25 protein-coding genes are annotated in these 25,848 nt (G+C 68.6%); 5 read left to right on the top strand and 20 right to left on the bottom strand.

Features of this window, described 5'->3' with window-relative positions; all coding sequences use genetic code 11:
* The first annotated feature begins 80 nt into the window (after positions 1 to 80).
* From IM776_RS02200 to IM776_RS02190, 3 genes are read left to right on the top strand one after another with little or no spacing between them, the layout of a single operon-like run.
* A complete protein-coding gene (locus IM776_RS02200) occupies positions 81 to 344 on the top strand; it encodes a glutaredoxin family protein (RefSeq protein ID WP_194421456.1) in 264 nt (87 codons plus the stop codon).
* A 40-nt stretch (positions 345 to 384) separates the two neighbouring features.
* Entirely contained in the window at positions 385 to 1,809 is a 1,425-nt protein-coding gene (locus IM776_RS02195; protein WP_194421455.1) for an MFS transporter, read from the top strand.
* A gap of 24 nt (positions 1,810 to 1,833) precedes the next feature.
* The gene (locus IM776_RS02190; protein ID WP_194421454.1) at positions 1,834 to 3,600 is read left to right on the top strand and encodes an aldehyde dehydrogenase family protein; all 1,767 of its coding nucleotides are present in this window, start codon (positions 1,834 to 1,836) and stop codon (positions 3,598 to 3,600) included.
* 110 nt (positions 3,601 to 3,710) lie between these two features.
* Here the strand turns inward: IM776_RS02190 and pip are convergent, their stop codons facing one another.
* Together pip and ypfJ are read right to left on the bottom strand one after the other, a co-directional pair.
* Positions 3,711 to 4,673 (bottom strand): prolyl aminopeptidase, encoded by a 963-nt coding sequence (gene pip, locus IM776_RS02185; RefSeq protein ID WP_194421453.1) that lies wholly within the window; start codon positions 4,671 to 4,673, stop codon positions 3,711 to 3,713.
* 94 nt (positions 4,674 to 4,767) lie between these two features.
* Positions 4,768 to 5,649 carry a KPN_02809 family neutral zinc metallopeptidase gene (gene ypfJ / locus IM776_RS02180; RefSeq protein WP_194421452.1) on the bottom strand — a complete coding sequence of 294 codons (882 nt, stop codon included), beginning with the start codon at positions 5,647 to 5,649 and terminating at the stop codon, positions 4,768 to 4,770.
* A 45-nt stretch (positions 5,650 to 5,694) separates the two neighbouring features.
* Between ypfJ and IM776_RS02175 the strand changes: the two genes are divergently transcribed.
* A complete protein-coding gene (locus IM776_RS02175) occupies positions 5,695 to 6,684 on the top strand; it encodes a malate dehydrogenase (protein ID WP_194421451.1) in 990 nt (329 codons plus the stop codon).
* A 41-nt stretch (positions 6,685 to 6,725) separates the two neighbouring features.
* Positions 6,726 to 7,172 (top strand): recombinase family protein, encoded by a 447-nt coding sequence (locus tag IM776_RS02170; protein WP_194421450.1) that lies wholly within the window; start codon positions 6,726 to 6,728, stop codon positions 7,170 to 7,172.
* 54 nt (positions 7,173 to 7,226) lie between these two features.
* Here the strand turns inward: IM776_RS02170 and IM776_RS02165 are convergent, their stop codons facing one another.
* The 18 genes from IM776_RS02165 to IM776_RS02080 form a co-directional block, all read right to left on the bottom strand.
* On the bottom strand, positions 7,227 to 7,919 hold the full coding sequence (locus IM776_RS02165) for a hypothetical protein (RefSeq protein WP_194421449.1): 693 nt from the start codon (positions 7,917 to 7,919) through the stop codon (positions 7,227 to 7,229).
* A 15-nt stretch (positions 7,920 to 7,934) separates the two neighbouring features.
* Complete coding sequence (locus IM776_RS02160) at positions 7,935 to 9,584, bottom strand: alpha/beta hydrolase (RefSeq protein ID WP_194421448.1); 1,650 nt, start codon at positions 9,582 to 9,584, stop codon at positions 7,935 to 7,937.
* A complete protein-coding gene (locus IM776_RS02155) occupies positions 9,581 to 9,874 on the bottom strand; it encodes a hypothetical protein (RefSeq protein ID WP_194421447.1) in 294 nt (97 codons plus the stop codon). The genes IM776_RS02160 and IM776_RS02155 overlap by 4 nt, the downstream gene beginning before the upstream one ends.
* A 111-nt stretch (positions 9,875 to 9,985) precedes the next feature.
* Complete coding sequence (locus IM776_RS02150; RefSeq protein WP_228480007.1) at positions 9,986 to 10,759, bottom strand: FHA domain-containing protein; 774 nt, start codon at positions 10,757 to 10,759, stop codon at positions 9,986 to 9,988.
* A gap of 73 nt (positions 10,760 to 10,832) precedes the next feature.
* Positions 10,833 to 11,741, bottom strand: coding sequence for a hypothetical protein (locus IM776_RS02145; RefSeq protein WP_194421446.1), 909 nt, complete (start codon positions 11,739 to 11,741; stop codon positions 10,833 to 10,835).
* The gene (locus IM776_RS02140; protein ID WP_194421445.1) at positions 11,738 to 12,307 is read right to left on the bottom strand and encodes a hypothetical protein; all 570 of its coding nucleotides are present in this window, start codon (positions 12,305 to 12,307) and stop codon (positions 11,738 to 11,740) included. Before IM776_RS02140 ends, IM776_RS02145 begins: the two co-directional genes overlap by 4 nt.
* Positions 12,307 to 13,008: a WXG100-like domain-containing protein gene (locus tag IM776_RS02135; RefSeq protein WP_194421444.1), complete on the bottom strand. Its 702-nt coding sequence runs from the start codon at positions 13,006 to 13,008 to the stop codon at positions 12,307 to 12,309. Before IM776_RS02135 ends, IM776_RS02140 begins: the two co-directional genes overlap by 1 nt.
* A gap of 91 nt (positions 13,009 to 13,099) precedes the next feature.
* A complete protein-coding gene (locus IM776_RS02130; RefSeq protein WP_194421443.1) occupies positions 13,100 to 13,732 on the bottom strand; it encodes a hypothetical protein in 633 nt (210 codons plus the stop codon).
* A gap of 3 nt (positions 13,733 to 13,735) precedes the next feature.
* Positions 13,736 to 14,437, bottom strand: a complete 702-nt coding sequence (locus IM776_RS02125) for a WXG100-like domain-containing protein (protein ID WP_194422467.1) — start codon at positions 14,435 to 14,437, stop codon at positions 13,736 to 13,738.
* Positions 14,438 to 14,563: 126 nt separating this feature from the next.
* Positions 14,564 to 15,433, bottom strand: coding sequence for a hypothetical protein (locus tag IM776_RS02120; protein ID WP_194421442.1), 870 nt, complete (start codon positions 15,431 to 15,433; stop codon positions 14,564 to 14,566).
* Positions 15,430 to 16,104: a hypothetical protein gene (locus IM776_RS02115; RefSeq protein ID WP_194421441.1), complete on the bottom strand. Its 675-nt coding sequence runs from the start codon at positions 16,102 to 16,104 to the stop codon at positions 15,430 to 15,432. Before IM776_RS02115 ends, IM776_RS02120 begins: the two co-directional genes overlap by 4 nt.
* A complete protein-coding gene (locus IM776_RS02110; RefSeq protein WP_194421440.1) occupies positions 16,104 to 16,808 on the bottom strand; it encodes a hypothetical protein in 705 nt (234 codons plus the stop codon). Before IM776_RS02110 ends, IM776_RS02115 begins: the two co-directional genes overlap by 1 nt.
* 3 nt (positions 16,809 to 16,811) lie before the next feature.
* Complete coding sequence (locus tag IM776_RS02105; RefSeq protein WP_194421439.1) at positions 16,812 to 17,510, bottom strand: WXG100-like domain-containing protein; 699 nt, start codon at positions 17,508 to 17,510, stop codon at positions 16,812 to 16,814.
* A 76-nt stretch (positions 17,511 to 17,586) separates the two neighbouring features.
* On the bottom strand, positions 17,587 to 19,287 hold the full coding sequence (locus IM776_RS02100; RefSeq protein ID WP_194421438.1) for an ABC transporter substrate-binding protein: 1,701 nt from the start codon (positions 19,285 to 19,287) through the stop codon (positions 17,587 to 17,589).
* Between the two features lie 10 nt (positions 19,288 to 19,297).
* The gene (locus tag IM776_RS02095) at positions 19,298 to 19,522 is read right to left on the bottom strand and encodes a hypothetical protein (protein WP_194421437.1); all 225 of its coding nucleotides are present in this window, start codon (positions 19,520 to 19,522) and stop codon (positions 19,298 to 19,300) included.
* A gap of 119 nt (positions 19,523 to 19,641) precedes the next feature.
* Positions 19,642 to 19,935, bottom strand: a complete 294-nt coding sequence (locus IM776_RS02090) for a WXG100 family type VII secretion target (protein WP_228479865.1) — start codon at positions 19,933 to 19,935, stop codon at positions 19,642 to 19,644.
* A 79-nt stretch (positions 19,936 to 20,014) separates the two neighbouring features.
* Complete coding sequence (locus IM776_RS02085; protein WP_194421436.1) at positions 20,015 to 24,577, bottom strand: FtsK/SpoIIIE domain-containing protein; 4,563 nt, start codon at positions 24,575 to 24,577, stop codon at positions 20,015 to 20,017.
* A 13-nt stretch (positions 24,578 to 24,590) separates the two neighbouring features.
* The gene (locus IM776_RS02080) at positions 24,591 to 25,844 is read right to left on the bottom strand and encodes an RDD family protein (RefSeq protein WP_194421435.1); all 1,254 of its coding nucleotides are present in this window, start codon (positions 25,842 to 25,844) and stop codon (positions 24,591 to 24,593) included.
* Between the last annotated feature and the right edge of the window lie 4 nt (positions 25,845 to 25,848).

Below are 25,848 nucleotides of genomic sequence, written 5' to 3'. Positions count from 1 at the left end.
CGCGACGGCATCCATCGTCCCACGCCGAGGCTGTGTGACGGGACGGAGCCCGTCGACCTGGGGACGAATATCCTGGATGTATGACTTCGACCGCTCCCGATACGATCACCATGTTCGGCGCCGACTGGTGCCGCGACTGCATCCGCACCAAGAAGCAGCTCGACGAGCTCGGCATCGAGTACACCTATGTCAACCTCGTCGACGAGCCGGCCGCCGCGGACGTCGCGAAGGAGATCTCCGGCCGCACGAACATCCCGGTGGTCGTCTACCCGGATGCCACGCACCACGTCGAGCCGTCGAACGATGACGTCGCCGCCAAGCTGCGCGAGCTCTCGTTGATCTGACCCTTCCCGAGTCGAGCCCCCGCGCCGATACACTGGCGCGATGAGCAGTGACGCTCGACCCGAACGAGCTCCTTCCCGTCTGTCCGCCCGCACGATCGCCACCTACGCAGTCGGCTCTCTCGGCACCGGCGGCTACGCCACGCTGCCCGGGCTCGTCCTCACCTACTTCCTCACGGACAATCTCGGCGTCGCGGCCCTCGCCGCAGGGCTCATCGTCACGGCGGCGAAGGTGTGGGATGTCGTGATCGACCCGCTTATCGGCGCGGCATCCGATCGCCAGCTCGCCCGCACCGGGTCGCGACGAGGTTTCATGGTGGCCGGGGCGCTCACGCTGCCGGTGTTCTTCGCCCTCACCTTCGCGGTGCCGCCGTCGTGGGGACCGGTGGCCGGCGCGATCTGCGTGCTGCTGGCGTTCGTCGGTACCGCGACGTCGTTCAGCCTCTTCCAGGTGCCGTACGTGGCGCTGCCTGCGGAGCTCACCGACGGTTACGACGAGCGCACCCGGCTGCTCGGCTGGCGCGTCGTCGTGCTCACCGCCAGCATCCTGCTGTTCGGCGCGGGCGGTCCGATGCTGCGGCGCGCGACCGGCGATCCCGTGAGCGGCTACCTGCTGATGGGCGTCGTCGCAGGCATCGCGATCGGCGTCGGGATGCTGATCGCCAGCCGCACGGCGCGGGATGCCACCCCCGCGAGGTTGCATTCCGCGGATGAGACGCGCCGCAATGCCGGCGGTCTCGGCCGCGGAATGCAGTCTCAGGGGCTGCGCGAGCAGTACGCCTCCGGATTCCGCGCCCTTCGCCGCAGCGCCCCGTTCCGCGCACTGCTGGCAGCCTTCCTGCTGCAGGCGCTCGCCACCGGCACCATGCTCGCCGGAGCGCAGTACGTCGCCCGCTGGGTGCTCGGCGACGAGGCGGCGGTCGAGGTCCTGTTCGTCGCACTCGTCGGGCCGGCGCTCATTGCGACTCCCGCCTGGACCGCCATCTCCCGGCGCACCGGCAAGGAGAGGGCATTCCTCGGCGCCAGCATCCTGTTCCTGGTCGCCTCGGCGAGCATCGCCGCCGCCGTGTGGACGCCGGGCGTCTGGATCTACGCATCCGTCGCCATCGCCGGCATCGCGTACGCGGGACTGCAGTCGCTGCCGATGGCGATGCTGCCCGACGTGATCTCGCACGACGCGCGCACCGGCGGAAGCGGACAAGCGGGGACGTTCACCGGCATCTGGACCGCCGGGGAGACCGTCGGCTTCGCGCTCGGCGCCACCGCCGTCTCGCTCGTGCTCGCCGCGACCGGGTATATCTCGAGCGTGGCCGGCGCGGACACCGTGCAGCCGGACGCCGCCGTCACCGGCATCGTCCTCAGCTTCAGCATCCTGCCCGCCGCGCTGATGGCGCTCAGCATCCTGCCGCTGTCGCGCTACCGCCTGCGGCGAAGCGACATTGACGCCGCCCAGACGCTGTCCGCTTAGGCTGGGAGCACCCGCACGAAGGAGATGCCGATGACGTCAGCGACCGCCGTGAACCCCGCCGCAGGCCTCGACGACGATGAGCGCGCACGCCTGGATGCCGCGATCGACGACCTCGAGGCCGGATCGCGCACCTGGACGGCGCTGAGCGTCGGACAGCGCGCAACGCTGCTGCGGGCAGTGCGCACGGCGGTGGCGGCATCCGTCGAGGAGTGGGCGCACACGGCATCCGCCTCCAAGGGGTTGGGCGGCAGCCACCCGCTGCGCGGCGAGGAATGGCTCGCAGGGCCCTACAGCGTCCTCGGCGCGCTCGACGCGTATGCCGAGACCCTCACCCGCATCGGCGAGGGCCGCAACGCGCTTGAGGGCATCCGCATCGGCCGCGCACCGGGCGGCCGCACCCGCGTGCACGCATTTCCGCTGACGGGCCTCGACAGGGTGCTGCTGTCCGGATTCAGCGGCGAGGTGTGGCTCGAACCCGGCACGACTCCCCGTGCCGCTCGCGCGAGCGCGGGACTCGCCCAGCGCACCCCGCACGAATCCGGTGGCGTGGGGCTCGTACTCGGCGCCGGCAACGTCACCTCGATCCCGGTGCTCGACGTGCTGTACGAACTGCTCGCGCACAATCGCACCGCACTGCTCAAGGTCAACCCCACCCAGGACGCACTCGTGCCCCTCTTCGAGCACGCCTTCGCGGCGCTCATCGAGCCCGGTTTCCTCCGCATCGTCCGCGGCGGCGGCGACGTCGGGGCATATCTCACCGGCCACAAGCGCCTCGCGCACGTGCACATCACGGGATCGGCCGCCACGTTCGGCGCGATCGCGTGGGGGCCGTCGAACGGTCCGGATGCCGCTGCCGCGAAGCGCCGGCGCCGAGAGGACCGGCCGCTTCTGAAGAAGCCGATCACGGCGGAGCTCGGCGGCGTCTCCCCCATCATCGTCGTGCCCGGCGAGTGGACGGATGCCGACCTGCGCTTCCACGCCGAGCACATCGCGACGATGCGGCTGCAGAACAGCGGGCACAACTGCATCGCCGGGCAGGTAGTGATCATGTCGTCCGACTGGGCGCAGGCAGATGCCTTCCGTGCGGCGCTCCGCCGCGCCTACGCCAAGGCTCCGGAACGCCCGATCTGGTACCCGCGTTCGGACGACAGGATGCGGCAGGCGAACGACGACTACCCGGACGCCCTGGTGCTCGGCGATCGGCTGCTCGTCGAGATCGACCCCGAGGGCGACGCCACGGCGGTGGAGAACACCGAGTACTTCGCCCCGGTGCTCGGCGTCGTCGCTCTGCCCGGCGCAGGGCAGGAGTTCCTGGATGCCGCGGTCGCCCACGCGAACGAGAAGCTGCAGGGCACGCTCGGCGCCAATCTGCTGATCGACCCCGCCACGCAGAAGGCGCTCGGCACCGGGTTCGAGCGGGCCATCACCGAACTGCGCTACGGGTCGATCGCCGTCAACGCCTGGACGGCGTTCGGGTTCATCACCCCGACGCTGACCTGGGGAGCATTCCCCGGCAACACCCTGCAGGACGTGGGCAGCGGCATCGGCGTGGTGCACAACGCGCTGCTGCTCGACCACGTCGAGCGCTCCGTGCTGCACGGGCCGTTCCGACCCTTCCCCCGCTCACTGCCGATCGTGAACGGCGGCGGCCGCTTCACGATCCTGCCGAAGCCGCCGTGGTTCGTGACGGCGCGCACCGGCGCGGTCGTGAGTGAGGGTCTCACCAGGTTCCGCGCGAACGGCGGGATGCTGGGCCTGCTGAAGACGCTCGTGCAGGCGCTGCGGGCGTAGGGACGCTTCGACTCGCCTGCGGCTCGCTCAACGCGTTTCGTCTGCGGCGGCTCCGCCGCCTCCGCTCAACGACCCGCGGAGAGTGCTGCCCGGAACAGCGAAGCCTGGGCTCAGCCCGCGAAGGCGTCGGTCGCGTCGCGGAGGGCCTGCTGGATGCCGGGCTCGGATGCCGCGTGCCCGGCGTCATCGACGACGACGAACTCGGCCTCGGGCCAGGCGCGATGCAGATCCCACGCGGTCATCATCGGCGTGCAGATGTCGTACCGCCCCTGAACGATGACCGCCGGGATGTGCCGGATCGCATCCACTCCGGCGATCAGCTGCCCCTCGGTCCACCAGCCGTGGTTCACGAAGAAGTGGTTCTCGATCCGCGCGAAGGCGACGGCCGTGGCATCCTCGGTCATCCGCTCGATCGTGCCGCGGTCCGGTCGCAGCGTGATCGTCGAACCCTCCCACTTCGACCATGCCCGTGCGGCGGGAACATGGACGGCGGGATCCGGATCGAACAGCCGCCGATGGTACGCCTCGATCATGCGATTGCGTTCGACCGGCGGGATCAGCGCGACGAAGTCCTCCCAGAGGTCGGGGAACAGCGCACCAGCGCCGCCCTCGTAGAACCACTCCAGCTCTTCGCGGCGCAGCGTGAAGATGCCGCGCAGCACGAGTTCGGTCACGGCATCCGGGTGCGCCTGCGCGTAGGCGAGGGCCAGCGCGCTTCCCCACGATCCTCCGAAGACCTGCCAATTCTCGATTCCGAGGTTCTTGCGCAGCAGCTCGATGTCGGCGATGAGGTGCGCCGTGGTGTTGAACCGGAGGTCGGCCTCGGGGTCGCTCGCATGCGGGATGCTCCGCCCGCAGCCGCGCTGATCGAACAGCACGATCCGGTACTTCTCGGGGTCGAAGAACCGACGATGCCAGGGCGCCGTTCCGCCTCCAGGCCCGCCGTGGAGGAACACCACCGGCTTGCCGTCCGGGTTCCCGCTGACCTCCCAGGCGATGCGCTGACCGTCTCCGACGAGCAGCATCCCGCTGTCGTGCGGTTCGATCGGCGGATACAGTGCATCCGTGTCCATGGTCGTCCCCCGGTGAATCAGAACCCGCCGCCGTGATCGGCGCTGCCTTCACCGTACCGCGTACCCTCCGTGAGGCCCGGCACCGGGCCCCGCGTCACGACACGAGATCGACCCCCACGGAGTCGTCGAAGGTGTCGCACACGCCCGCACCGTTCTGATAGCCGTTCGCGAACCAGTACTGCCGGTTCTTGCTCGACCCGTGCGTGAACGACTCGGGGTTCGAGAAGCCCGACATCTCCTGGATGTGATCGTCACCCACGACGAGGGCGGCATTGAGCGCGTCTTCCAGCTGCGCCTCGGTCGGCGTCTCCAGATAGCGGACGCCGTTCTCGTCGGTCAGCTCGGCCGCGTCGGCCAGCCATGCGCCCGCATAGCAGTCGGCCTGCAGCTCGATGCGCACTCCATCGCTTCCCGGTCCGCTCTCGCGTCCCGGGTGGTCGGCCATGACGCCGGTGATGTTCTGGATGTGGTGGCCCCACTCGTGGCCCACGATGTACAGCTGCGCGAGTTCGCCGGCCGAGGCGTCGAACTGCTGCCGCATGATCTGGAAGAAGTCGGGGTCGATGTACACGCCCTGCTCGGGCGGGCAGTAGAACGGGCCGACCGAGTTGGATGCCGTGCCGCACTGCGTCGACGTCTGGCCCTCGAACACGTACAGCTGCGGAGGCGTGTACCCCTCGACATGCTGCGCCCAGTAGTCGTCCAGCAGCACCTGGGCGCCGGCCATGCGGCAGTCGTCCTGCATGTTGGCGTCCTCGCCCGTCTCGCACGCCAGCACGGTGCTGCCGGATTCCGATGGGCTGCCGCCGCCCTGCGTTCCGCCGCCCAGCAGCCCGGACAGGTCGATGCCGAGCAGAGGGCCGGCGAGCAGCGCGATGATCGCCAGGACGCCGACGCCGCCACCGGCGATCGCCGCTGTCCGACCGGGACGACGGGTGCGGTGACCCGAGATGTCGGAGTCAGGGTTGAACGTCATTGGATGAGAGTACCCCCGCGCCCACGGCCGACGTAGGCTCGGCGTATGGCGACCACGATCACGATCACGGGCGCGGGCGGACAGATCGGATATGCGCTGCTGTTCCGCATCGCCGCCGGCGACATGCTCGGCCCCGACGAGAAGGTGCGGCTGCGACTGCTCGAGATCCCGCAGGGACTCGGGGCCGCCGAGGGCGCGGCTCTCGAGCTGCAGGACGGGGCATTCGACCTGCTGGAGCACGTCGAGGTGACCGATGCTGCGGACGTCGGCTTCGACGGATGCGACATCGCCCTGCTCGTGGGCGCCCGCCCACGCGGCCCCGGCATGGAACGCGCCGATCTGCTCGCGGCGAACGCCGGGATCTTCGGCCCCCAGGGGCGTGCGATCGCCGAGAACGCGAACCCCGGCGTGCGCATCACCGTCGTCGGCAACCCCGCCAACACGAACGCGCTGATCGCCGCGGCATCCGCCGAAGGAGTTCCCGCGGAGCGCTTCACCGCGCTCACCCGTCTCGACGAGCACCGCGCCAGGGCGCAGCTCTCCGTGGCGCTGGAGGCCCCGATCACCGGCATCCGGCGCGTGTCGATCTGGGGCAATCACTCGGCGACGCAGTTCCCCGACGTCACGCACGCGACCGTCGACGGCCGCCCGGCACTCGATGCTCTCGCCGAACGCTTCGACGACGTGCAGGGGTGGCTGGATCGGACCTTCATCCCGCGGGTCGCGAAGCGCGGTGCCGAGATCATCGAGGTGCGCGGCTCGTCGTCGGTGGCATCCGCCGCGAACGCGACGATCGAGCACACCCGCGACTGGGTGCGCGGGACGGATGACTGGACCAGCGCGGGCGTCGTCTCGCACGGCGAGTACGGAGTCCCCGAGGGCATCGTGTCGTCGTTCCCGGTGCGGGCTGTGGACGGCGAGTGGCAGATCGTGGAAGATCTCGAGCTGAGCGACTGGGCTCGGGCCCGCATCGGCGCGTCGGTCGCCGAGCTCATCGACGAACGCGAGGCGGTGCGCGCGCTCGGGGTGCTGTGATCACCGCTGCACAAGGCAGAATGGATGCGGGAGGTTCAGCGATGAGCGATGTGAACGAGATGGCGGATGCTGCACTGACGAGCCCGCTGCACCTGCCGCATGCCGCGGCGTCGTGCCCGAAGTGCCTGGCGGACGCCGATCACGACTGGTGGTCGGCCCGTCCGGAGGGTGCACGGCTGGTCGGCCTGGTCGTCGCGCGCGACGGGATGCCGTCGGTGACGGAGCAGCGCACGGAACTCACGCGCTTCGGAGTGCCGATCGAGGGGTTCCGGCATCCTGCCCCGGACATCCTGGAGACCTGGGGCGATCGACTGTCCCGCCTCCTCGACACGCTGCAGCGCGGTGACGTGCTCGTCGTCGCGAACGTGCACGCCCTCGGGCGCGATCGCGACGAGGAGACCCGCACGGTGGCGGCGCTGCGCAGCCGCGGGATCATGGTGAAGGTGCTCGGCCACCACGCACGGCACCTCGCCGACGCCGAGCGCTGACCCTTCGACAGGCTCAGCGACCCGCCGACAGGCTCGAGGGCCGGCTGGGAAGAGTCAGTCGCCGTACGGCGCGACGGGGAACTCCGTGACGTCGGGCTGCGGCTGCACAGGCGCGCCGTCCTCGTCGCGGTAGATCGGACTCCCGCCCTCGGGGAAGTAGAACCTCGGCTGCCATACGGGCCCCTCGAACGCGGGGAACCGCTGCGAGGCTCCCGTGTACACGAGACCGTCGAAGACCATGTCGGACAGGTCGCCGGCATCCCCCGGGAAGCATCCCGGCGCGGCGGACACCTCGATGATCCCGCGCCCGGGCCGGACGATCACCACACCGCGACCGACCGCGCCCCCTGTGGCGATGACGTTGATCTCACGTCGTTCGCCGTCTCCGAGCACGGACGTCTCGGGTGCCATGCCCGCCTCCTCGAATGCGGATGAGGCGTCGGCGACGACGGCATCGACATCGAGCTGCTCCGGCTCGAGCGTCCGCACCCAGGAGAACGCGTAACCCGCGAGGTCACCGTCGGCTCTGCAGGCGATCGGGGACGCACCATAGGACTCCACCGTCCATTCGCCCTCGTGAATCGCCATGATCACGTCGTGCATCACGGTCGAGTAGTCGGTGTACCGCTTCTCACCGTCTCTGTAGAGGGCGTCGCCCGTCGGCACCGCCGCGCCGCATCCCGTCATCGTCACCACCATCCCGGCGGCCAGAGCCGCCATCAGTACTCGCCGGAGCACGCCGCGCATCAGTCCACCATCCACTCAGAAGTCGATGAAAGCGTACTCATCGCTGATCCACCAGTTGCTCTCGTCCCAGAATCCCTGTGTGCTGCCCTCGCCATCACGCTGCGTTCCGGGTTCTTCGGTGCGGATGATCTCGGACACGTTGAAGAACGACTCCGATCCGGGCTCGAGGTAGGCCCCGGGCCCGAGGGCATCGTGTCCGGTCGCGGCGGGCAGAGCACCGCCGGTGCCGTCGACACCGCCGTCGCTGCCGAACACGGTTACCCCTGCCAGGCGCTCGGGAGAGACGGAGTGCTCGAAGGTCGTTCCGCGGCCGATACGCGCGACGGCATCGTCCTCGGAGATCGTCGCGTAGACCCGCGGGTCGCCATCGGACAGGTTGGCGAGTACGGCGTCGTCGTCGGGGAAACCGGCCGAGCCGACCGCGATGAAAGCGGTGACGCCGGCGCCGTCTGGATCAGACCCGATCGCGAGTGCGGCGGTCGTGCTGCCGTAGGAGTGGGCGACGACGTTGACGTCGGCGTCCGGGGCGAGTGACCGGAGCCCCTGCAGATACGAGGCGAGTGCGGCGGCGCCGTCTTCGGCTCGCGCCATTCCGGGCTCCTCCGCAAGGTTCGGGGTGTCGTACCCGAACCAGACGACGGTTGCGGACCCCTCGCCCACCGAGCGATTCAGCGCTCTGGCCGATTCGCCCCAGGCGTGCATGTCGCCGACGTTGCCGTTCATGCCGGGAACCAGCGTATTGATCTCGGATGCGGTCGCGAGATCTCCGTGCGCGATGGCCGCCGTCATCTGCTCCGCACCGTCCGGGTCGAAGCCGATCAGGCTCGGCCGCGGCGAGCCCTCCGCCTCGAGTGCGCGCTGGATCGCTTCGAGCTCGTCCCGGCGCTCCCCGGGCGGCTCCGTCGCGAGCATCGCATCCAGCCGGTCCCTGTTCACGTCTGCGCGCACATCCCACGGGATGCCGTCGAGGTTGCCGAGCACATCGGGATGAGCATCGAGAAGCCGGTCATGGAGCTCCGGATGCGCGTTCCAGAGCGCTCGGACCTCCGCACTGCCATCGGCGCCGAGAAGCCGGTCGAACACGGCTCTCGCCTCGGCCGTGAGAGACGCGGAAGCGCCGCCGGCAAGCGCGGCGAGGCTTGCGTCGTAGGCGGCATCCCAGTTCGCGAAATGACGCTCGTACTCCGACCTCAGTGCCGAAAGATGCTGCCAGGACAGGTCACGGGCCTGCGCAGTCTCAGTCGCGACGTTCTGCGCCAGATCCGTGAACAGGCCGGCGCCCGCACCGGCGACGGCAATGGCGAGCCCGGCGGCATCGGCAGCATCCGCGCTGCGCTGCATCCACTGGGCCTGGGCCGTCTCGATGTCGTCGACCAGAGCATTCGCGCGCTGCGCGTGCCGCTCGTGCGCGTCGGCGTAGCCCTGCAGCACGACCGCGAGCAGCGCCGCTTCACCGATGTCGGCGTCGATCGTGGTGATCAGGCGTTCCGCATCGTCGCGCATGGCGCTGACCGACACTCCCGCACCCGGGACGTTCTTCGCCAGAACGACGGCATCGCGAAGGTCTTCGAGCCGGTCCTGCACCCGCGTGAACTGCCCGGACCACCAGGCCATGCTGCCGACGTCGCCCTCGATCCGCTGCGGCGGCGAGCCCGTGGCCGTCACGGTGTCCTCCGACCGGTGAGCTCGTCTTCGAGCTCGTGAAACCTGTCGGCGATTCCCTGCGCGGCGGCGGCGAGCTGGGATGCCCCCTCGATGCGTGCCGACGATGCCGCACGCAGGGCCGTCAGGCGGCGGTGCATCTCGAGCCGCAACGCCACGCGGGAAGCGGGGTTCTCGATCCCGACGTCCTCCGTCTGCAATTCCGCGGCCTGCGTGAGCAGCTCCGTCATGGCGACGCTCAGAGCGCTGGACGCACCGTTCAGCTCAGCTCGGAAGATGTCGACGTCGCCCACTCAGCCTCCCGTCGTCCCGGTGCGATCCGGGCCGCCACGACCCGAGACACACGCTAGGACAGATGCGCGGGTGCGACGATGGGCATGACTGCCCACGCGATCATGCCGCGATCAGTCGTCGGAATCGCTCTGGTTCCGCAGCGCCTCGTCGTCGAGCAGTGGGAGGTCGGCGCGGGTGACGACCTGCGACGTCACGACGTACTCGACCAGGCGCGCACGACGGTTGGTGGCGAGCTTGCCAGGACCGCCACGGAGGCCCTGGACGCCCATGCGATCGAGCTTGTCGCACACGTTGTCGAGCTTGCGGTTGAACTTGCTCATGCTCCAGCCGAGGCGCTTGGCGGCGTCGCTCGACGACGGGAGCTCGTTCATGCTCACGCCCTCGCGGCGCAGCATGGGCTCGGCAAGTGCCACGATCAGCTGCTTCTGCATAGCCGTGAAGCTGACCGGCATGACCGTCGTCTCGCCGCTCATCGACGCCTCCACCTGACTCGACACCTCGTACGGCGCCTCCTCGGTGTGCAGATTCAGTTCGTACGTGACCGGACCCGCCGTGAACACGATGACATTGCGCTCGAAGACGAGCGGCATCCGTGCCCCCGGCGACAGCCAGGACTGCACGGCGCCACCGGCGCTGGAGACGGTCGCGGCGAGACGCACGCCCACGTTCGCAAGCCACCACAGGCCGTCATGGTGCTGAAGCTCGAGGAAGTGCCGGTGCAGGTACGGATTGTCATCGATCTCGAGATCGCCCTCGCGCCCGATGATGAAGGGGCTGCCAGGAGGCAGTTCGTGCCATTCCCCGGCGAACTCGAGGCGCAACGGTGAGGCCTCACGGGGCCCCTTCGTATCGGCGTCGTCGTCCAGCGCCGTGGCAGCATCCATGTCAGTCACGTATCGACCCCCTCCGCGAACATCCTGCCACGCGGAAGCGTCCACCGTGTGAATCTGCGCTGCCTCAGACCTCCGCACCCGGCAGTACCACCGTCAGAGCGGTGTTCTGGCCGTCCTCGTATTCGAACCTCAGGTAGCGGTCATCGACCAGATACAGATCCATCTGCTCACTCGACAGGTTGGGGGCGCCGAAGCGGTCGGTCACCGCCTCGCGGGAGGACGGCAGCGGCAGTCCTGCGATCAGCAGATCCGGCGTGGGATACGTCGATTCGCCATCGTCGCTCCGCAACCGGATCAGCACCCCGACCAGGTCTTCACCCTTGAACTGAAGGGTGACGCCCGTGTTCGGGAAGTGGTCGTACTGCCAGGCGACGCCATCGCGGATGTCATCGCGGGTCTCGATCGCTGGTCCGGCGAGTTCGATCACCGCCATGTGCTCCGCCGAGAACATCGCCGTGCCGACCGCGCGCATGAACGTCGCCGCCTCGCCATCGACCGTCCCCGGCTCCTCGCTCTCCGCGGACTCCTCCACCGGGGTCTGGCCGCCGATGACCCGCCGCATGACGACCGCCATGGTCAGCTTCTCGCCGTCGAACTCGAACTGCACGAACCCCGGGTCGGCTTCGTATGTCAGGTAGGCGCGCGTCGAGCGCAGCGGCGCGCCCAGAGCGCGCACGACCTCGTCGGGCGATGCGTCCGGCCCGACTCCGTCGATCAGCGTCGCCCAGCCGTCATACATCCCGCGCGTCTTCGTCGCAGCCGCGTAGATGAAGACCGTCTCGAGTTCACCGTCCTCCAGAAGGAAGTCGGCCCCGCGATCCGCCATGATGAGATACTTCTCGACCACGCCGTCGTCGTCGTAGACCTCGACCGCGTACTCGCCGCCGACCGCGGAGACTGCCTGCGTCAGCCGAGGATCGCCTTCTCGCGCACCGAGCGCGTTCAGGAATGTGGACGCGTCGCCGTGGATCATCCGATACCTCGCCTCTGGTTCAAGTCGCGAATCCCGTTCAACAGACTATCGATCTCGCCGGAGGAGAGACGGCCGTCGTTGACCAGGTTCTGGCGAAGAGTCCTGAGGTCGCGCTCCATCGCCACCCGGAGATCGCCCGCGTCGAGATCGATCTGCGCCTGGGTGTTCTTACCGCGGAATGTTCGGCTCTGGGAGTGCAGCAGGTCGCTGAGCTCGACAGCGGTGGCGTCGTTGTGCAGTTCCCGGCGTTCCTCGGGGGTGAGTTTGCGGCCGAGCTCGTTCTCTCTGGCTCGCCTCAGTGCCGCAGAGGACGGGATGTGATCGTGCTGCATCGCATCCCCGACTGTCTCACGAGCCTTGAGGTCTTTGTAAGAACCCGTGTCGAACTCCTTCACGGGGCCGGGCTTGCCGTCGAACCTGTCCTTGTCCTTCACCGTCTTGATGACGGTGTCGAGATGCTCGTTCAGGTTGTCCGCGACCTGGTGGAGCTTGTCGTCCAGGACGCGCCCCGCGTCACCACCCACATTCTTCAGCTGCCGGAATGCCGAGCGGAACGCCGCGCTCATCAGTCGTCTCCTCCGAAGTCGAGAGCGGAGAACTCCGCGAAGAACGTCGATGTCACCGTCGAGATGTCCGTCCCGTGGATCTGCATCTCCGATTGTGCGGTCTCCAGCGCCTGCAGATCCGCGTAGAACTCGTCCGAGTCGCCCACAGCACCCTCCACCATCGGTGCGTCCAGAACCGCGTCGATCACCGCCGGGAGCTGCGCCGACAACGGTTCGATCGCCATCGGCAGGAGCTGATTCAGCAACTGCTCCACGGCGATGTCCACCGCCGCATTCAGCAGCTTCTTCTTCACCAGGAGCATCGGCCCGGCGCCCAGCGCCGTGACCGGGTTGGTCAGCATGCCCACCAGAGCGATCATCGTCGTCGTCACGTCGAGGATCACCTTCAGCTTCAGCGCGAGAATCGCCTCCGCACCGACATCCATCGCGGTCGCCGCAGGCGGCATGATATCGATCAGCTTCTGCAGATTCTGCGAGCGGTTCACGGTCCACGCGCTCAGCGTCGCAGGCCCCGCCTGCCCCCGCATCGCCGCAGAGATGTCGCCGCTCATCTTCCGGTCGATCGATTGGACCACCGACTCCAGATCCGTCCCCAGGTTGCGCACCAGCGTCGCGCCCTTGCGGACCTCGTCCTCGTCGATGTCAGGCCAGTCGAAGCCGAGCTTCTCCATCACCCAGACGAGCTCGTTCGGCAACATCATTCCCACGATCGCACCCCCTCCTGCTACGACTGTAGGCAGACGGGATGCCGCTCACTATGGGTAGCGCTTCCCACCGTGGAGACCAGGAAGGTCAGTCGCGCCCCGGGTGGTCGATCTCGACGCTGACGAACCGGGAGCCGGGAATCGGCGCGATCCGGACGTTCGCGCCGTCCAGCGCACCCGGCTCCAGCCCGAAGCGCACCTCGATCTCACCCTGACTCAGTGCGCTCAGATCCGCCGATTCGCTCGCCGGTGCGAGGAATCGCATGTCGCCGCTCTGCCTGCCGTACTTGTCGGGATCGTCCTGCCCGATGGCATCCTCGTAGAGCTCTTCGACGAGCTGCTTCGGCACGTTCTTCGGAACGCCCTTGACCCCGTCGACGATGTCGCGCGGGATCTCGCGGATGCCATCGCCCACGGAGTGCCCGAGATCGCGCGCGGAGCTGTAGTCCGGGTCGCGATGCCGCGGCACGTGCCCGTGGGACTGGATGCCGCGGGTGACGTCGCTGAGGATGTCGTACTTCTTGGCGTGCGAGGTCGTGGGCTCCGCACGGTGCCTCGGTGTGCTGTCGCGCCCGCGCCGGTCAGTGCGGCGGATGGCGTCGGCATCAGCGCGGTGCTTCCCACCGCGCTTGCGGAATGCTCCGGCGAAGCCGGTCTTGAACTCACGTCCGGCGCCATCGACGGCATCGACCAGATCGCGCATCAGCTTCTGCAGTTGCATGTGTCAGTCCCCCGAGATCTGAAGATTCGCGAGGTCGGCGAGCAGCCGATCGGTCAGCTCCTCGACGTCGATCGCGTGGGCGTCCATGTCGTCAGCGGCCTGATCGAGCGCGGCGAGGTCCGCCTGGAACTCGTCGATGTCGCCGAGATTGTCCTCGACGACAGGGGCGTCCAGCAGCGCGATGACGAGCCCCGGCACCTGCTCGGCCAGCGGCTCGAGCGCGAGCGGCAGTACCTCGTTGATGACCTGCTCGATCGTGGCCTCCATGGCCATCGAGAACAGCTTCTTGCGCGCGAGGATGAGCAGGGCCGCCCCTCCCGCACCCAATGGACCGGCGGCCAGCAGCGGGATCAGCTGGATGAGCGTCAGAGTGATCTCGGCGATCACCTTGATCTTGAGCGCCAGAACGATGTCGGCCGCGATGTCGATGCCGGTAGCAGCGGGGTCGAGAAGGTCCAGCAGGCGCTGCACGTTCTCCGACCGGTTGCGGTTCCACCCCGTGAGGTGCGCGGTTCCGGTTCGGCCGGTCATCGCGGCGGCGATATCGCCGTTGATCCGGCGATCGGCGGCCTGAACGAGCGCCTCCAGGTCACCGCTGTAGCCGCGAACGAGCGTCGCCGCCCTGCGAACCTCGTCCTCGTCGATATCGGGCCACTCCAGGCCCAGTTTGTCCATGACCCAGATCAGGTCGTTCGGCAGCATCATGCCCACGGCGACCACCTCCGGCGACGACGCTACCGAGGTGCGCGCGCGGTACGCGATGGGGAGAGCAGCCCATCTCGGCTCGCCGCCCAGCACTCCGCGACCGCCGCGACCCGCCGCCGGGGCCGGTCAGCTCGGCTGGTCGCCGGGAACGAAGTACCGCGCCGGCGACAGTCCCGTGCGGATGATCGCCTCGCCGCCCGCCTCGAGGAACTGCGCCATCGTCGCAACGCTGAGCTGCGTGCCGTCCGATGAGGCGTCGGCGACGATCACGTTGTCGACCACCGGCAGCAAGGACGCGACGCCCCTCGGCCACGTGGCGAACGTCGTGGTGACGCCCGTGTCGAGCACCCGGATCTTCGGATCGATGTAGCGCACGTCCGGTCGCGCCAGAGCCGCGGTCTGCGCCTCGTAGGCGCGCACGCTGAACAGCCGCAGCACGCGCTCGAACCGGAGCGTGAGCGACGCGAACCGCTCGCGCCAGGGGAACGGAGCCCACGCACCGTCGGACAGCGTGATCGGGTGCGCGCTCACGAGCGCGCCACCAGCTTCGTACAGCTCCTCGGCGAGGTCCAGCACCCGTGCGACGCCGGATTCGTCGTCGGCGCCGACGATCGCCAGACGCGCGCGCGAGAGAACGAACACGACCGGATCGCCTTCGACCTGCGCCGCCGCGAGACGTGCGACGGGATCGATCAGAACGGCGGCTGCGAGCGCCTCGTCCTCGACGAGGATCACCCCGTCCGCAGGCTCCGGAAGGGGCCCTGCTGCCGAGGCGGACTCGGCCAGCACCTCACGGAAGGGACGCGTCCACGCCTCCGCCTGTCCCCGAGTCACGGCCACGTCGGTCTCATCGAGACCGACGAACAGCTCGCCGCCGATGTACTCCACCCGCGGGTGGGCGTCATCGGGAGCGGTGATCGACAGCACGCCTAGTTCGCTCGCGCCGTAGATCCGCGGGATCACGGTGACGTCGACGTTCCCAAATGCACCTGTCATGAGCCCTGATCCTCTTCCTTCACATCTGCCAGGCTACCCTCGGTGCCGCGTGAACCCGCGAGACCCACCACGTCGGACCACGACCAGCCGAGGTCGATCTCAGGCACCCTCTTCGCCGCGCGACGCTCCGACACCCATCCGATGGGAACGACGTGGACGGCCATCTGCGAGACGGGTGCAGGTACCGGTTCACCGTGCACGACGAGGACCACGGCCCATTCGCCGAACGCCCACCAGTCGGCTCGCCGCACACCCGTGCGCACCAGCTCGGACACGTAGCGGTTCTTCCCATCGGCGGCGCTTTCCAGGCCGATGCCGATCTGACTGCCGTGCCGGTACTCACATGCACTTCGCACGCTCGTCCACAGGTCGCCCACACGACTGCGGAGCATCTGGCGGCGAGGGGCAGCAGCGTCACCGGGGAGCTCCGGAACCCACGCCAGCGGGACTATCCAGCTGTCGCTCCGCGCGAGGACCGGCACGTCGTCCGTGAGCCATCCGTCAGTCGGATCCGCCGGGAACGTGCGATCCGTCAGCTCCTCGACGGCCGCGATGATCTCATCGCCGTTCGTGACGAGCGTGTCGCCGCTGTGGGAGATCACCGCCCCGACGCCGACCGACTCCGGGTCGAACACGCCGGACCCGCGTGAAGCGCGCGACTCGGTGTTCATCAATGAAGCGTCAGACTCTGCGCCGTGCCCGGCCAGAGGCCGGGATTGTAGTCGGATGCGGTGCCGGTGGCGGATTCGGGCACGTCGATGACCGCCTCGGGCACACCGGTCGGGAGGTATCCGCCCGGAATCCAGTTCTCGTTCGCACCCGCCTCGTTGCCGTTCGGCACCCGGAGGTTGGTGAGCTCGGACGGTTCGAAGTGCCTGATCTCCACCGGCACCGGGTCGCCGTTCGCATCGAAGAACCACTGCCGGTCGATGCCGAGCCTGTCGGCGATCTGGTTCGCATCGCCGCCGGTCTCGTCGAGGATCTGCTGCAGCTCGGACCGCGGGAACACGAAGGTCGAGTGATCGGCCTGGCCCGGCCCGTACTTGTGCAGCGAGTCCGAGAAGTAGATCCGGCTCGCACCGTCGTCGAACCGCGCGAGGTGCTGGTCGATGTAGTCGGCGTCGAGATACTCGCTCGGGTCGGGCGCGTCGCCCTTCCAGCTGGTCACCGCATCCGGCGTCCAGTCGGTGTCCCTGCGCCAGCCATCGCGCAACGCATCCGGCACGTCCGTGGTGTCGAGGTCAGCGATGTCGCTTCTGTTCCGCGTGTGTCCTTGTCCGTGTTTGCGGAACATCTCCGAGAGCTGACGAACGTGCACCGGCATGCCGTCCAGCGCGTCCTTCAATGGTCTGATGACCGAGCTGCCAATACCCATAAGTCAGTCCCCCGTGAGATTCAAGCCGGCGAGATCCGCCATCAGCCGTTCGGTCAGCGTCTCGACATCGGACGCGTGCAGCTCCATGTCGCCCTCCGCCTGCTCCAGCGCCTGCAGGTCCGCATAGAACTCCTCGGGATCGCCGGCAACCGACTCGACGAGTGGAGAGTCCAGCGCGGCCATGATCACGACGGGCAGTTCCTGCACTAGCGGCTCGATCACCATCGGAAGAACCTGGTTCAGCACCTGCTCGATCGCGACGTCGACGGCGGCGTTGAGGAGCCGCTTCTTGATGAGCAGCATCGGCCCCGCGCCGAGGGCCGTCACCGGGTTGGTCAGCATCGCCACGAGAGAGATCATCGTGGTCGTGACGTCGGCGATCACCTTGATCTTCAGTCCGAACACGACGTCCGCGGCGATGTTCGTTCCGGTCGGCACCGGGCCGAGGAGGTCCAGCAGCTTCTGCAGGTTCTGCGAGCGGTTCGTGTTCCATGCCGCGACGTACGCCGGACCGGCCTGGCCACGCATCGCCACTGCGAGATCGCCGTTGACCTTCCGGTCCATGGCGACCAGCTTCGATTCGAGGTCGTCGCGGAAGACGCGCACGATCTCGGCACCGCGCCGCAGCTCGTCCTCGTCGACGTCCGGCCACTCGAACCCGAGCTTCTCCATCACCCAGATCAGCTCATTCGGCAACATCATTCCCACGGCACAACCTCCACCGACGACTTTAGGCGGCTCTTCAGGTCACCCGCGATGGGGAGAACGACCCACACGCTCACTGCACGACCGCCCACCGGGTGAGTCCGTGGGTCAGCGGTGCCTCAGCGCCGCTACGCGGCGCCGCCCCCGTCACGTCCCGGTCGATGATGCTCAGCCGGGGATTCACGGCGATCGGGACGGCGATCGCGGACCGCACGATAGTCGCCTCGATCTGCGCCGTCACATCGCGTGCCTCGTAGACGTCCGGCGTCCGGGCGAGCTGCGCGATCAGCGCGTCGCGCTCCGCCGACGCGTCCCCCGTGATGGATGCCGCGCCCTGGGCCCCCCACTGATCGGCGATTCCGTCAGGCGACTGGGGGATCGGCACCCGGGCGATCACGGCGTTCCAGTCGCGCTGCTCGACGGCGGCGTCGAAATCGTCGCTCCCGCAGTCGGCGACGCTCCAGCCGGAATCCGCGGCGACGGCTCTCAGCGCGTTGAACGCCCCTGCGGCGAACTCGCTGCCCCGGTCGTAGAGCACGCAGACCCGTGTTCCGGCGGGATGGCCGGATGCCTCGCGCTCGAGAGCCGGGTCGTCTCCCGGGGTGCCCAGCGTCTCGGTGAAACCGGAATCCTCGTTGACGATGTCGTACGTGCGAGAGCCGGGAGCCGACACCATCGAGGTGGTCGCCGTGTACGCCGACGTCCACTCCCCTGCGCCTCCATCCGACATCGCGGTCGCCGGCGATGCGTGGATGAACGCGGTGCGCGCGGCATGCTGCCCGAATACGCCGCTCGGATTCAGGAGCAGCGCCCACATGGTGCCGTCGTGCTGGATGTCGATGACGTGATCCGTACGCTCGAGTTCACGGATCACCGCTCGGTTGGCTGCGGTCGGGGCGACCTGAGCGACGTCCAGCACGTCGCCGATCGCCGCGATGGGGTCGTCGCCCGGCGGGACGAGATCGATGCGTGCGATCTTGGAGGACTCGAGACCGCGATACGAAGGGTTCGGAGCCAGGCTGACGCTCTGTCCGTCATCGGAGGCCTCGATGCGGTCCACGGTGTACGGACCGCTCGAGAGCACGCCGGATGCGTCGTCTCCATCGGTGATCTCGAAGCCCTCGTGCCACACCGTCGCGATCGACTCGAGTGCCTGCTCGTCACCGTCCTCGATCGCCGCGATGACAGCCTGCTTCGCCTGCATCGGGTCGTCGAGGCCGAACGCGCGGGCACCGACCACGTGCGCGGGAACAGGTGCCGACACCGCGCTCTGCCACTGCATGATCGGCTGCGGGAACGTCACCTCGATGGCACGGGCGAACTCGTCGATGGCCGGCATCCGGTGCTCGGCATCCGCCCCCTCGCCGCCGTCCTGAGCCTCGTCCTCCAGCGGGAGATGACCGGAGGCGGCTGCCCATCCCAGAAGCAGGTCGGCCGCATCGAGCGGGATGCCGTCCGACCAGACCGGCTCCGCGAGGTCATACCGCACCGTGAACGGGTCCTCGCGTGTGATCGTGACGGTGCCGAATCCCTCGTCGGCGACGAACTCGCCATCGATCACGTCGCCGAAATCAGCTCGGATCGCCTCGGCGATGTCGACATTGCCCCGGGTCGGCGACGCGGCCGCGTTCGCGGAGGTGAACTCGCCCGACCACCCCACGACAGCCGCCGAACCCGGCACGACCGACTCGGGCAGGGCCGGCGCACACGCCGTCAGGGCGACTGCGAGCCCAGCGGCGGCACCCACTGCCGCGACGCGGCGTCTTCCTCTCATGCCGCCGCCGTCACGAGTAGTCGGCGTCTTCGCCGTTCTCCTCGGCCATGGCCCGGAACGGCTCGCTCTCTTCGCTCTCCAGCCAGGCGCGCGCATGCTCGAGCAGCACGGCGGGCGAGTCCTCTGCCTCTTCGGCCGTCGCGAACGGACCGATCGTGTCCTCGGACGGACGCTCGTCGGCACGCACCACCGACTGGGTCGTCAGGTTGTACCAGTAGCTCTGTGCTCCGCTCATCTTCCCGATTCTATTCGCCGCGTCGTTCTGTGGATTTCAGGCAGGGGGCCTCACACAGAGAAGAGGCCGCGGTGCCAGTCCCCCCGGAACCGGCGCCACGGCCTCTGCCGCGTGGTGGGTCAGGAACCGCCTGCCATCGCAGAGTCGGTGTCGCGGACCATGTCGGCCATCTTGTCGAGCGCGGTGGCCATGTCGTTCACGGCCTCAGCCGCGTCGTCCAGCGAGCCCGTGAGCTCTTCGTACGACGTCGAGTATGCCTCCGAGGCGTTCTCGGTCTTGAACCCGTCCTGGACGAGGTCGTCGATGATGCCCTGAAGCTCCTTCAGCGTGTCAGAGACGCTCTGGCGTCCGTCGCGGAGGCGCTGAGCAGCACCCTCCATCTCGCTGTATGTTGCACCAAAGTCGTGTGCCATGAGAACTGCCTCCCGCGTTCGTCTTGTTCGAGCCTCTGCGGCCCGGTTCAGGCCCCTGCGGCCTCGAGAACGAGACTAGTCAACGATTCCTCTCCCGCAAACGGGGAGCGGTACCCATGGCACCACTACCCACCTCGGGGGCCTCCGGGACGAACGGCATCTGCATCGTCACGGTGCGGCCGGCCTGCACGAAGATGCCGCGGCCGACCGGGAAGTCCGTGCGCTTGACGCGGCCGAACGGAGTCTTGAAGATCGACTCGCCGTCGTATGTGTCGGGTTTGAGGACGATCCCCTGCCTGCCTGCCTTCCACTCACCGACGACGCCGATGCTGCCACTCACGCGGCTGATCTCCGCGTCGCCGATCAGCAGGTGGTCGCTGTTGTTCATCGCCTGCAGCAGCGCGCGCATCGGCCGGTCAGCGGGCCCGTCCGCGAGATGCGGGACATCCTCGACGACGATCATGATGCGACTGCCGGGCGAGTCACTGGTGACGAGCTCCAGCAGTTCGGAGGCGAGCTCCTTCTCGTCCTCGGGCTTGACCGCGCTGCGCACCCACGGGCGGAAGTCCTTGAGCTGGGAGCGCCGGCTGCCGAAGTGGTACATGCGCACCTCGGGGTCGAACCGTTCCATGGCGATGACCAGCGCCTTGAGCGCGTTCGTACGCCCCGACGCCGGGGGGCCAGCCACCACGAACAGTCCGAGCGGCTCGAAGCCGCGCGGAGCGAGCGTGTCGTCCGCGACGCCGAACACCGGCATCCCGTCCGCGGCGGCCGGCATGTCTGCGACCGGCACTGTCGTCGGAAGGGCACCGATCTCGGGGAGGTCGCGCACGCCCTCCGCGCGCAGCCGGTCACCCAGGACGCCGAGCGCCTTCGTCTGCTCGACGACATTGGTCGTGCCGCCCAGCACCGCGATCTGCGCTTCGTGACCGTCGATGATCGCCCGTCCCGGGGCGGACTGCTCATCGAGGATGTCCCTGGGCGCGTTCAGCAGCATGTACTGGCTGGGGTCGCCCATGCGCAGCACGACGCGACGCGAGATGTTCGACGCCACGGCGCTCGGCACGGCGGTTCCGCGATCCGCTGTCAGCACGGTGTGCACGCCGAGCGTTCGCCCCTCGCCGAGCACGCGCATGAAGGTGCGGTAGAAGGGCCCCCTGCCCGGCGCGTACTCCCAGTCCTTCTTGAACTCGGGATAATTGTCGATCAGCAGCAGAATGCGCGGCATGTTCGGATCGGCTAGCTCGCGGTACTCCTGGACCGATGCCGCGCTCGCCGCCGAGAACGCCGCCGAGCGTCGGTCCATCTCGCGGTCGAGCGTGCGGAACAGGCGCTGGATGCGCTCGACATCGGCTCCGTCGACGACCGAGCCGACATGCGGCAGCCCGGTGAGCGCGCCGAGCGCACCCGACGCGAAGTCGAGGCAGTACACCTGTACCCGGCCCTGGTCGGGACGCATGCCCGCAGCAGTCGCGATGGTCTTCAGCAGTGTCGATTTACCCGACCCGGAGGTGCCGTACACGACGAGGGATCCGTCCCGGTCCGGAACGAAGACCCCCGCTTCCTGCAGCTGCTTCTCCGGCACATCCATCATCGCGAGCGGGATGCGCGTGTCGCCCTCGTTGGGCAGGTCCTGCAGATCGACCACGGCCGCGAGATCGTCGAGCCATGGCCTGCGCGGCAGCTGCAGCGCCGCGACATCGCTGGCGCGGATGAGCGTCGAGACGATGCGCTTCTGGTCGTTCGGCCCGAGGTCCTCATCGTGCGTCTCCGCCTCCGCCGGACGATCGGGCTCCCATTCCGCGCTTGCGCCGAACCGCAGTTCCGCCACGCGTACCTCGGCCGCCACGGAATCGTCCTCGTTCGTCCAGCCGCCCGCGTACGCGGACTGGAACGGCACCAGCCGCCCCGGTCCTGTCTTCGCGATCGCCCGGCCGGGGATCGCCGCCGAGAACGTCGACGCGATCGGGTCGTCGACCACGTCGCGGGAGTCCGCCTCGTCGGCCATGCGCAGGGCGATGCGCAGGTTCGTGTTCGCGCGCAGGTTGTCCTTGATGACGCCGGCCGGGCGCTGCGTCGCCATGATCAGGTGGATGCCGAGAGAGCGGCCCCGCTGTGCGATGTCGACGACCCCGTCCACGAACTCCGGCATCTCCGACGCGAGCGCAGCGAACTCGTCGATCACGAGCACGAGGGCCGGAGGGCACTCCGGATCCTGGCGCTTCTCGAGTTCGAGCAGATCCTTCGCCTTCTTGCGGTTGAGCAGATGCTCACGATGGTGCAGTTCGGCGCGAAGGCTCGTGAGGGCGCGCCTCACGAGGTGCGGGCTGAGGTCGGTGACCAGTCCCACGCAGTGCGGCAGCTCGACGCAGTCCGCGAAGGCCGATCCGCCCTTGTAGTCCACGAACAGGAAGGTGACGCGGTCCGGGCTGTGCGCCGCGGCCATGCCGAGCACCCATGCCTGCAGGAACTCGGACTTTCCGGCGCCGGTCGTGCCGCCGACCAGGGCGTGCGGGCCCTGAGTGCGCAGGTCGAGCGCCATCGCATCGCTCGCGCCCTGTCCGATGATGGCGCGCAGCGTGCCCGCCTTCTTGAGCCTCGCGCGCGGGGTCGGGGATCTGTCGACGATCGTGTTGTTCTGACGCCATCGCTCGATCACGACCTGCGGATCCTCGGCGATCGCGGGATCCACCAGCTGCAGGAACATCACGGCGCTCGGGATGTCGGATGCATCGTGCACTGCGGTGCTGGCATCCACTACCGGGGCCATGCGGCGTGCGAGCATGTGCATGTACGCGTTCGAGACGCCCTCGATGCGCACGTGCTCGAAGTTGTCACCGGTGCGCACCAGCCCGACCTGCGCATCCTCGAGCCCCGCCGTGACATCGATGTAGCTGCGACACACCGCCGGGAGCGATTCGACGGTCGGAGAGACGAACACTGCGTGCACGCCGTGGTCCGCTCCGCGATCCAGCACGTCCGTGAGACGTCCGCGGTCGATCGGGGCGTCGCTGCTGACGAACACGATGACAGACACCTCCGGCGTCTTCTTGTGATCGGTCGCCGCACGCGCGACGTCGGTGCCGTACAGCAGCGGATTCCAGTCGTCCTTGAACGGGCCGCGCGGCTCGTTGCCGTCGCCCCCGCCAGTGCCGGCCCGCTGCACGTACTCCTCGAGGGCGCTCAGCAGAGCGGCGCCCGTGGGCGCGGAGTCGGCGAGCGCGACGCCGCGGAAGGGACTGCGTTCACTCGACGTGTGCGGCATCCACTTGAGCCAGTCGAGTTCCGGTGTCCACGCCGAGTCGGAGAACGCGACTGCGACCACGTCGTTGGGCGCGTGGAGCCCGAACAGCTGCACGGCGAGTCCGCGCATCGCGTCGGCAGCCACGCCCTGCGGCCCCGCGATGCCGATGGAACCAGCATCCGCGAGCAGCTCGAAGACCGGCACATCATCGACGAACGCGTATCGCTCCTGGAGACGATCGATCCGCTCGATGAACTCGGGAAGCCCGTCAGGGGTCTCGGTCTCGGCGATCGTGTTGCGGGCGGGAAGGCGACAGCTGCCCAGCCTCAGACCGAGGAAGTTCCAGTGCTCCGGTCGCCTGGTCCACAGCATGGGCCCCAGGCGCATGGCGTGGTCGAAGACCTCGGCGACCGGCGGCACCTCGGCGTTTCGCGCCTGCTCTTCCTCGGGCTTGCCGCGGAAGAAGTCCTCTTCCAGCTGCTCGTACTGCCTCTCGAACAGCAGATACTCGTGGTTCGAGCTCTTCTTGGACTGCACCGACTGGTTGATGATGTTGCCCAGCGCCATCAGCGGCGTCATCACGATCATCAGGAGCGAACGCGGGTTGCCGTTCATCGCGAACAGGGCGGCGCCCATCAGGATCGGCGTGATCAGGATCGGCCAAGGGAAGATCTTGCCCAGCTTCTCGGTCGGGAGGCGCGGAGGCTTGAAACCCGTACCCGGATACCGCACCTCGACGCGCGGGCTGCGGTTGAACAGCAGCCCGCCGCCCCGCTCGATGATCGGCTCCTCGGACGCCGTCCCGTCGTAGGTGCGTGCCAGGCGCAGCACGAGCGTCGTACCGCCGATGACGAACGGCTCGCCTTCCTCGAGACGGACTCGCTGCACCGCGACGCCGTCGACGAGCACGCCGTTGGCCGAGTTCAGGTCGACGACCTCGATGTGCTGGCCGACGTCGATCCGCGCGTGGCGCTTGGACACCATGGGATCGGCGAGCACGACATCGCTGCCGCTGTCGCGCCCGAGGACCACCTGGCCGGACGAGATCGGGAACTCCTGGCCGGCGACCGGTCCGGCTGTGGCGTGCAGGACGCCCACGATCTCGCGCTGACCGGTGGAGACGTGGTCAGGGCCGTAGTTCAGGATGGATGCCGCGAAGCCGGAGCCGATGGGCGCCTCGCCGATCGGGATGTCGGGCTGCAGCGGGACGAGCCGCTCGCCGGTGGGAGGAGCGACGGCGAGCGTGAGCACATCGCCCTCGGCGACCGCGACCGACCGGGTCGGATCGGCCTCCGCGACGTGGCGTGCCACGTCGCCCGCAGTCGCCGTGGAATCCGCCGTGATCACGATGTCGACCGGATCGCCCGCCTGTCGATGCAGGGTCAGCTTGAGTCTCATTCGTCTCCCTCGGTCACACCCGGACCACGACCGCGCTGCGGTCGCCGAAACGGATCGTGTCTCCCTCGACGGTCATCACCGGCACGCCGGCTTCGATCACGTACTCCATACCGGCGCGGGCGAGTCCCGATCCGTTCGTCGAACCGCAGTCTGTGATCTCGAGCCCGCCATCTGCGGGACTCACCAGCAGGTGGGTCTTCGATAGCGACTTGCTCTCGTCCTCGAGAGGCACCGGGCGAGCCGTCGGGTACCCGGCCGGATCCGGATTGCGTCCGAACAGCAGGGGCACGGTCACCGGGATGCTCTCACCGGTGTCCAGGTGCAGCGCTAAGTGCTGCGGCTGGGCAGGCTGCGGCTGGGCGGGCTGCGGCTCGGGAGCGCCCGCACCCGGCACCGGATCGGCCGGTCGTTCGCCGGCGGGCCGGTACCCGCCGAAGACGGGCTTGCCGAGCTCCGCCGCGGCCGGAAGCGTCGGCGGAACCGCCTGCGCCAGCCCGATCTCGGGGCGGTCTTCTGGAGCGTGCGGCCGCGCGATGCCGATGACCCCCGCGCTGACCCGGGTGCCGGGACGGTACGCGGGCTGCTGTGCGGGATCGGTCGGCGTCGCCAGCGAAGGCAGCGTCGTCCGCCCGCGCGTGGGCTCGGCCTTGACGAGCTTGCGCGCGACGCGCAGGCGCTTGTCGTCGTATGGGTTCAGTCCCTGACGCACGTCGACGAGCCAGACGCGCGTCGCCGTGTCGTGCAGTCCACGGCCACGCCGTTCCGGGTCGAACGTGGGCGACACCAGGAGCAGCACCGGTCCGATCAGCGGCAAGATGCCCGACGCGCAGAACATCAGGTAGCGCAGCAGCACCCGGCCGACCCCGGGGCGCTCAAGGGTGCGCACGTCCACCGTCCTGATACCGGTGATGCCCTTGCCGATCGTGCGACCGCTGCGTCCGTGCATCACCAGCTGCAGCACGCTCAGCACCAGGGTGAGGAACGTGGTTACGGCGGCCATGACCACGGCGAGCACGAAGCCGGGGTGATTGACGAACCCGTAGGCCGAGATCGATCCGTCGGCGAGCTTGAGCAGCAGAGGGACGGCACCGATCCACAGTGGCAGCTGGACCAGCATCCAGGCGATGACGTCGCAGACGAGCGCCAGAGCCCGGCGCCCGAACGGCGCCGGCAGCAGCCCGAGAGCGGCGGCGTATGCCGGGTCAGGACGCCCGTCCGCGTCGAGGCCCTCGATCTCGTCCTTCTTGTCCTCGATCTCCCAGATCATGCGC

The organism is Microbacterium abyssi (assembly GCF_015277895.1).
GTDB lineage: Bacteria > Actinomycetota > Actinomycetes > Actinomycetales > Microbacteriaceae > Microbacterium > Microbacterium abyssi.
This window is presented reverse-complemented; position numbering and strand designations above follow the sequence as displayed.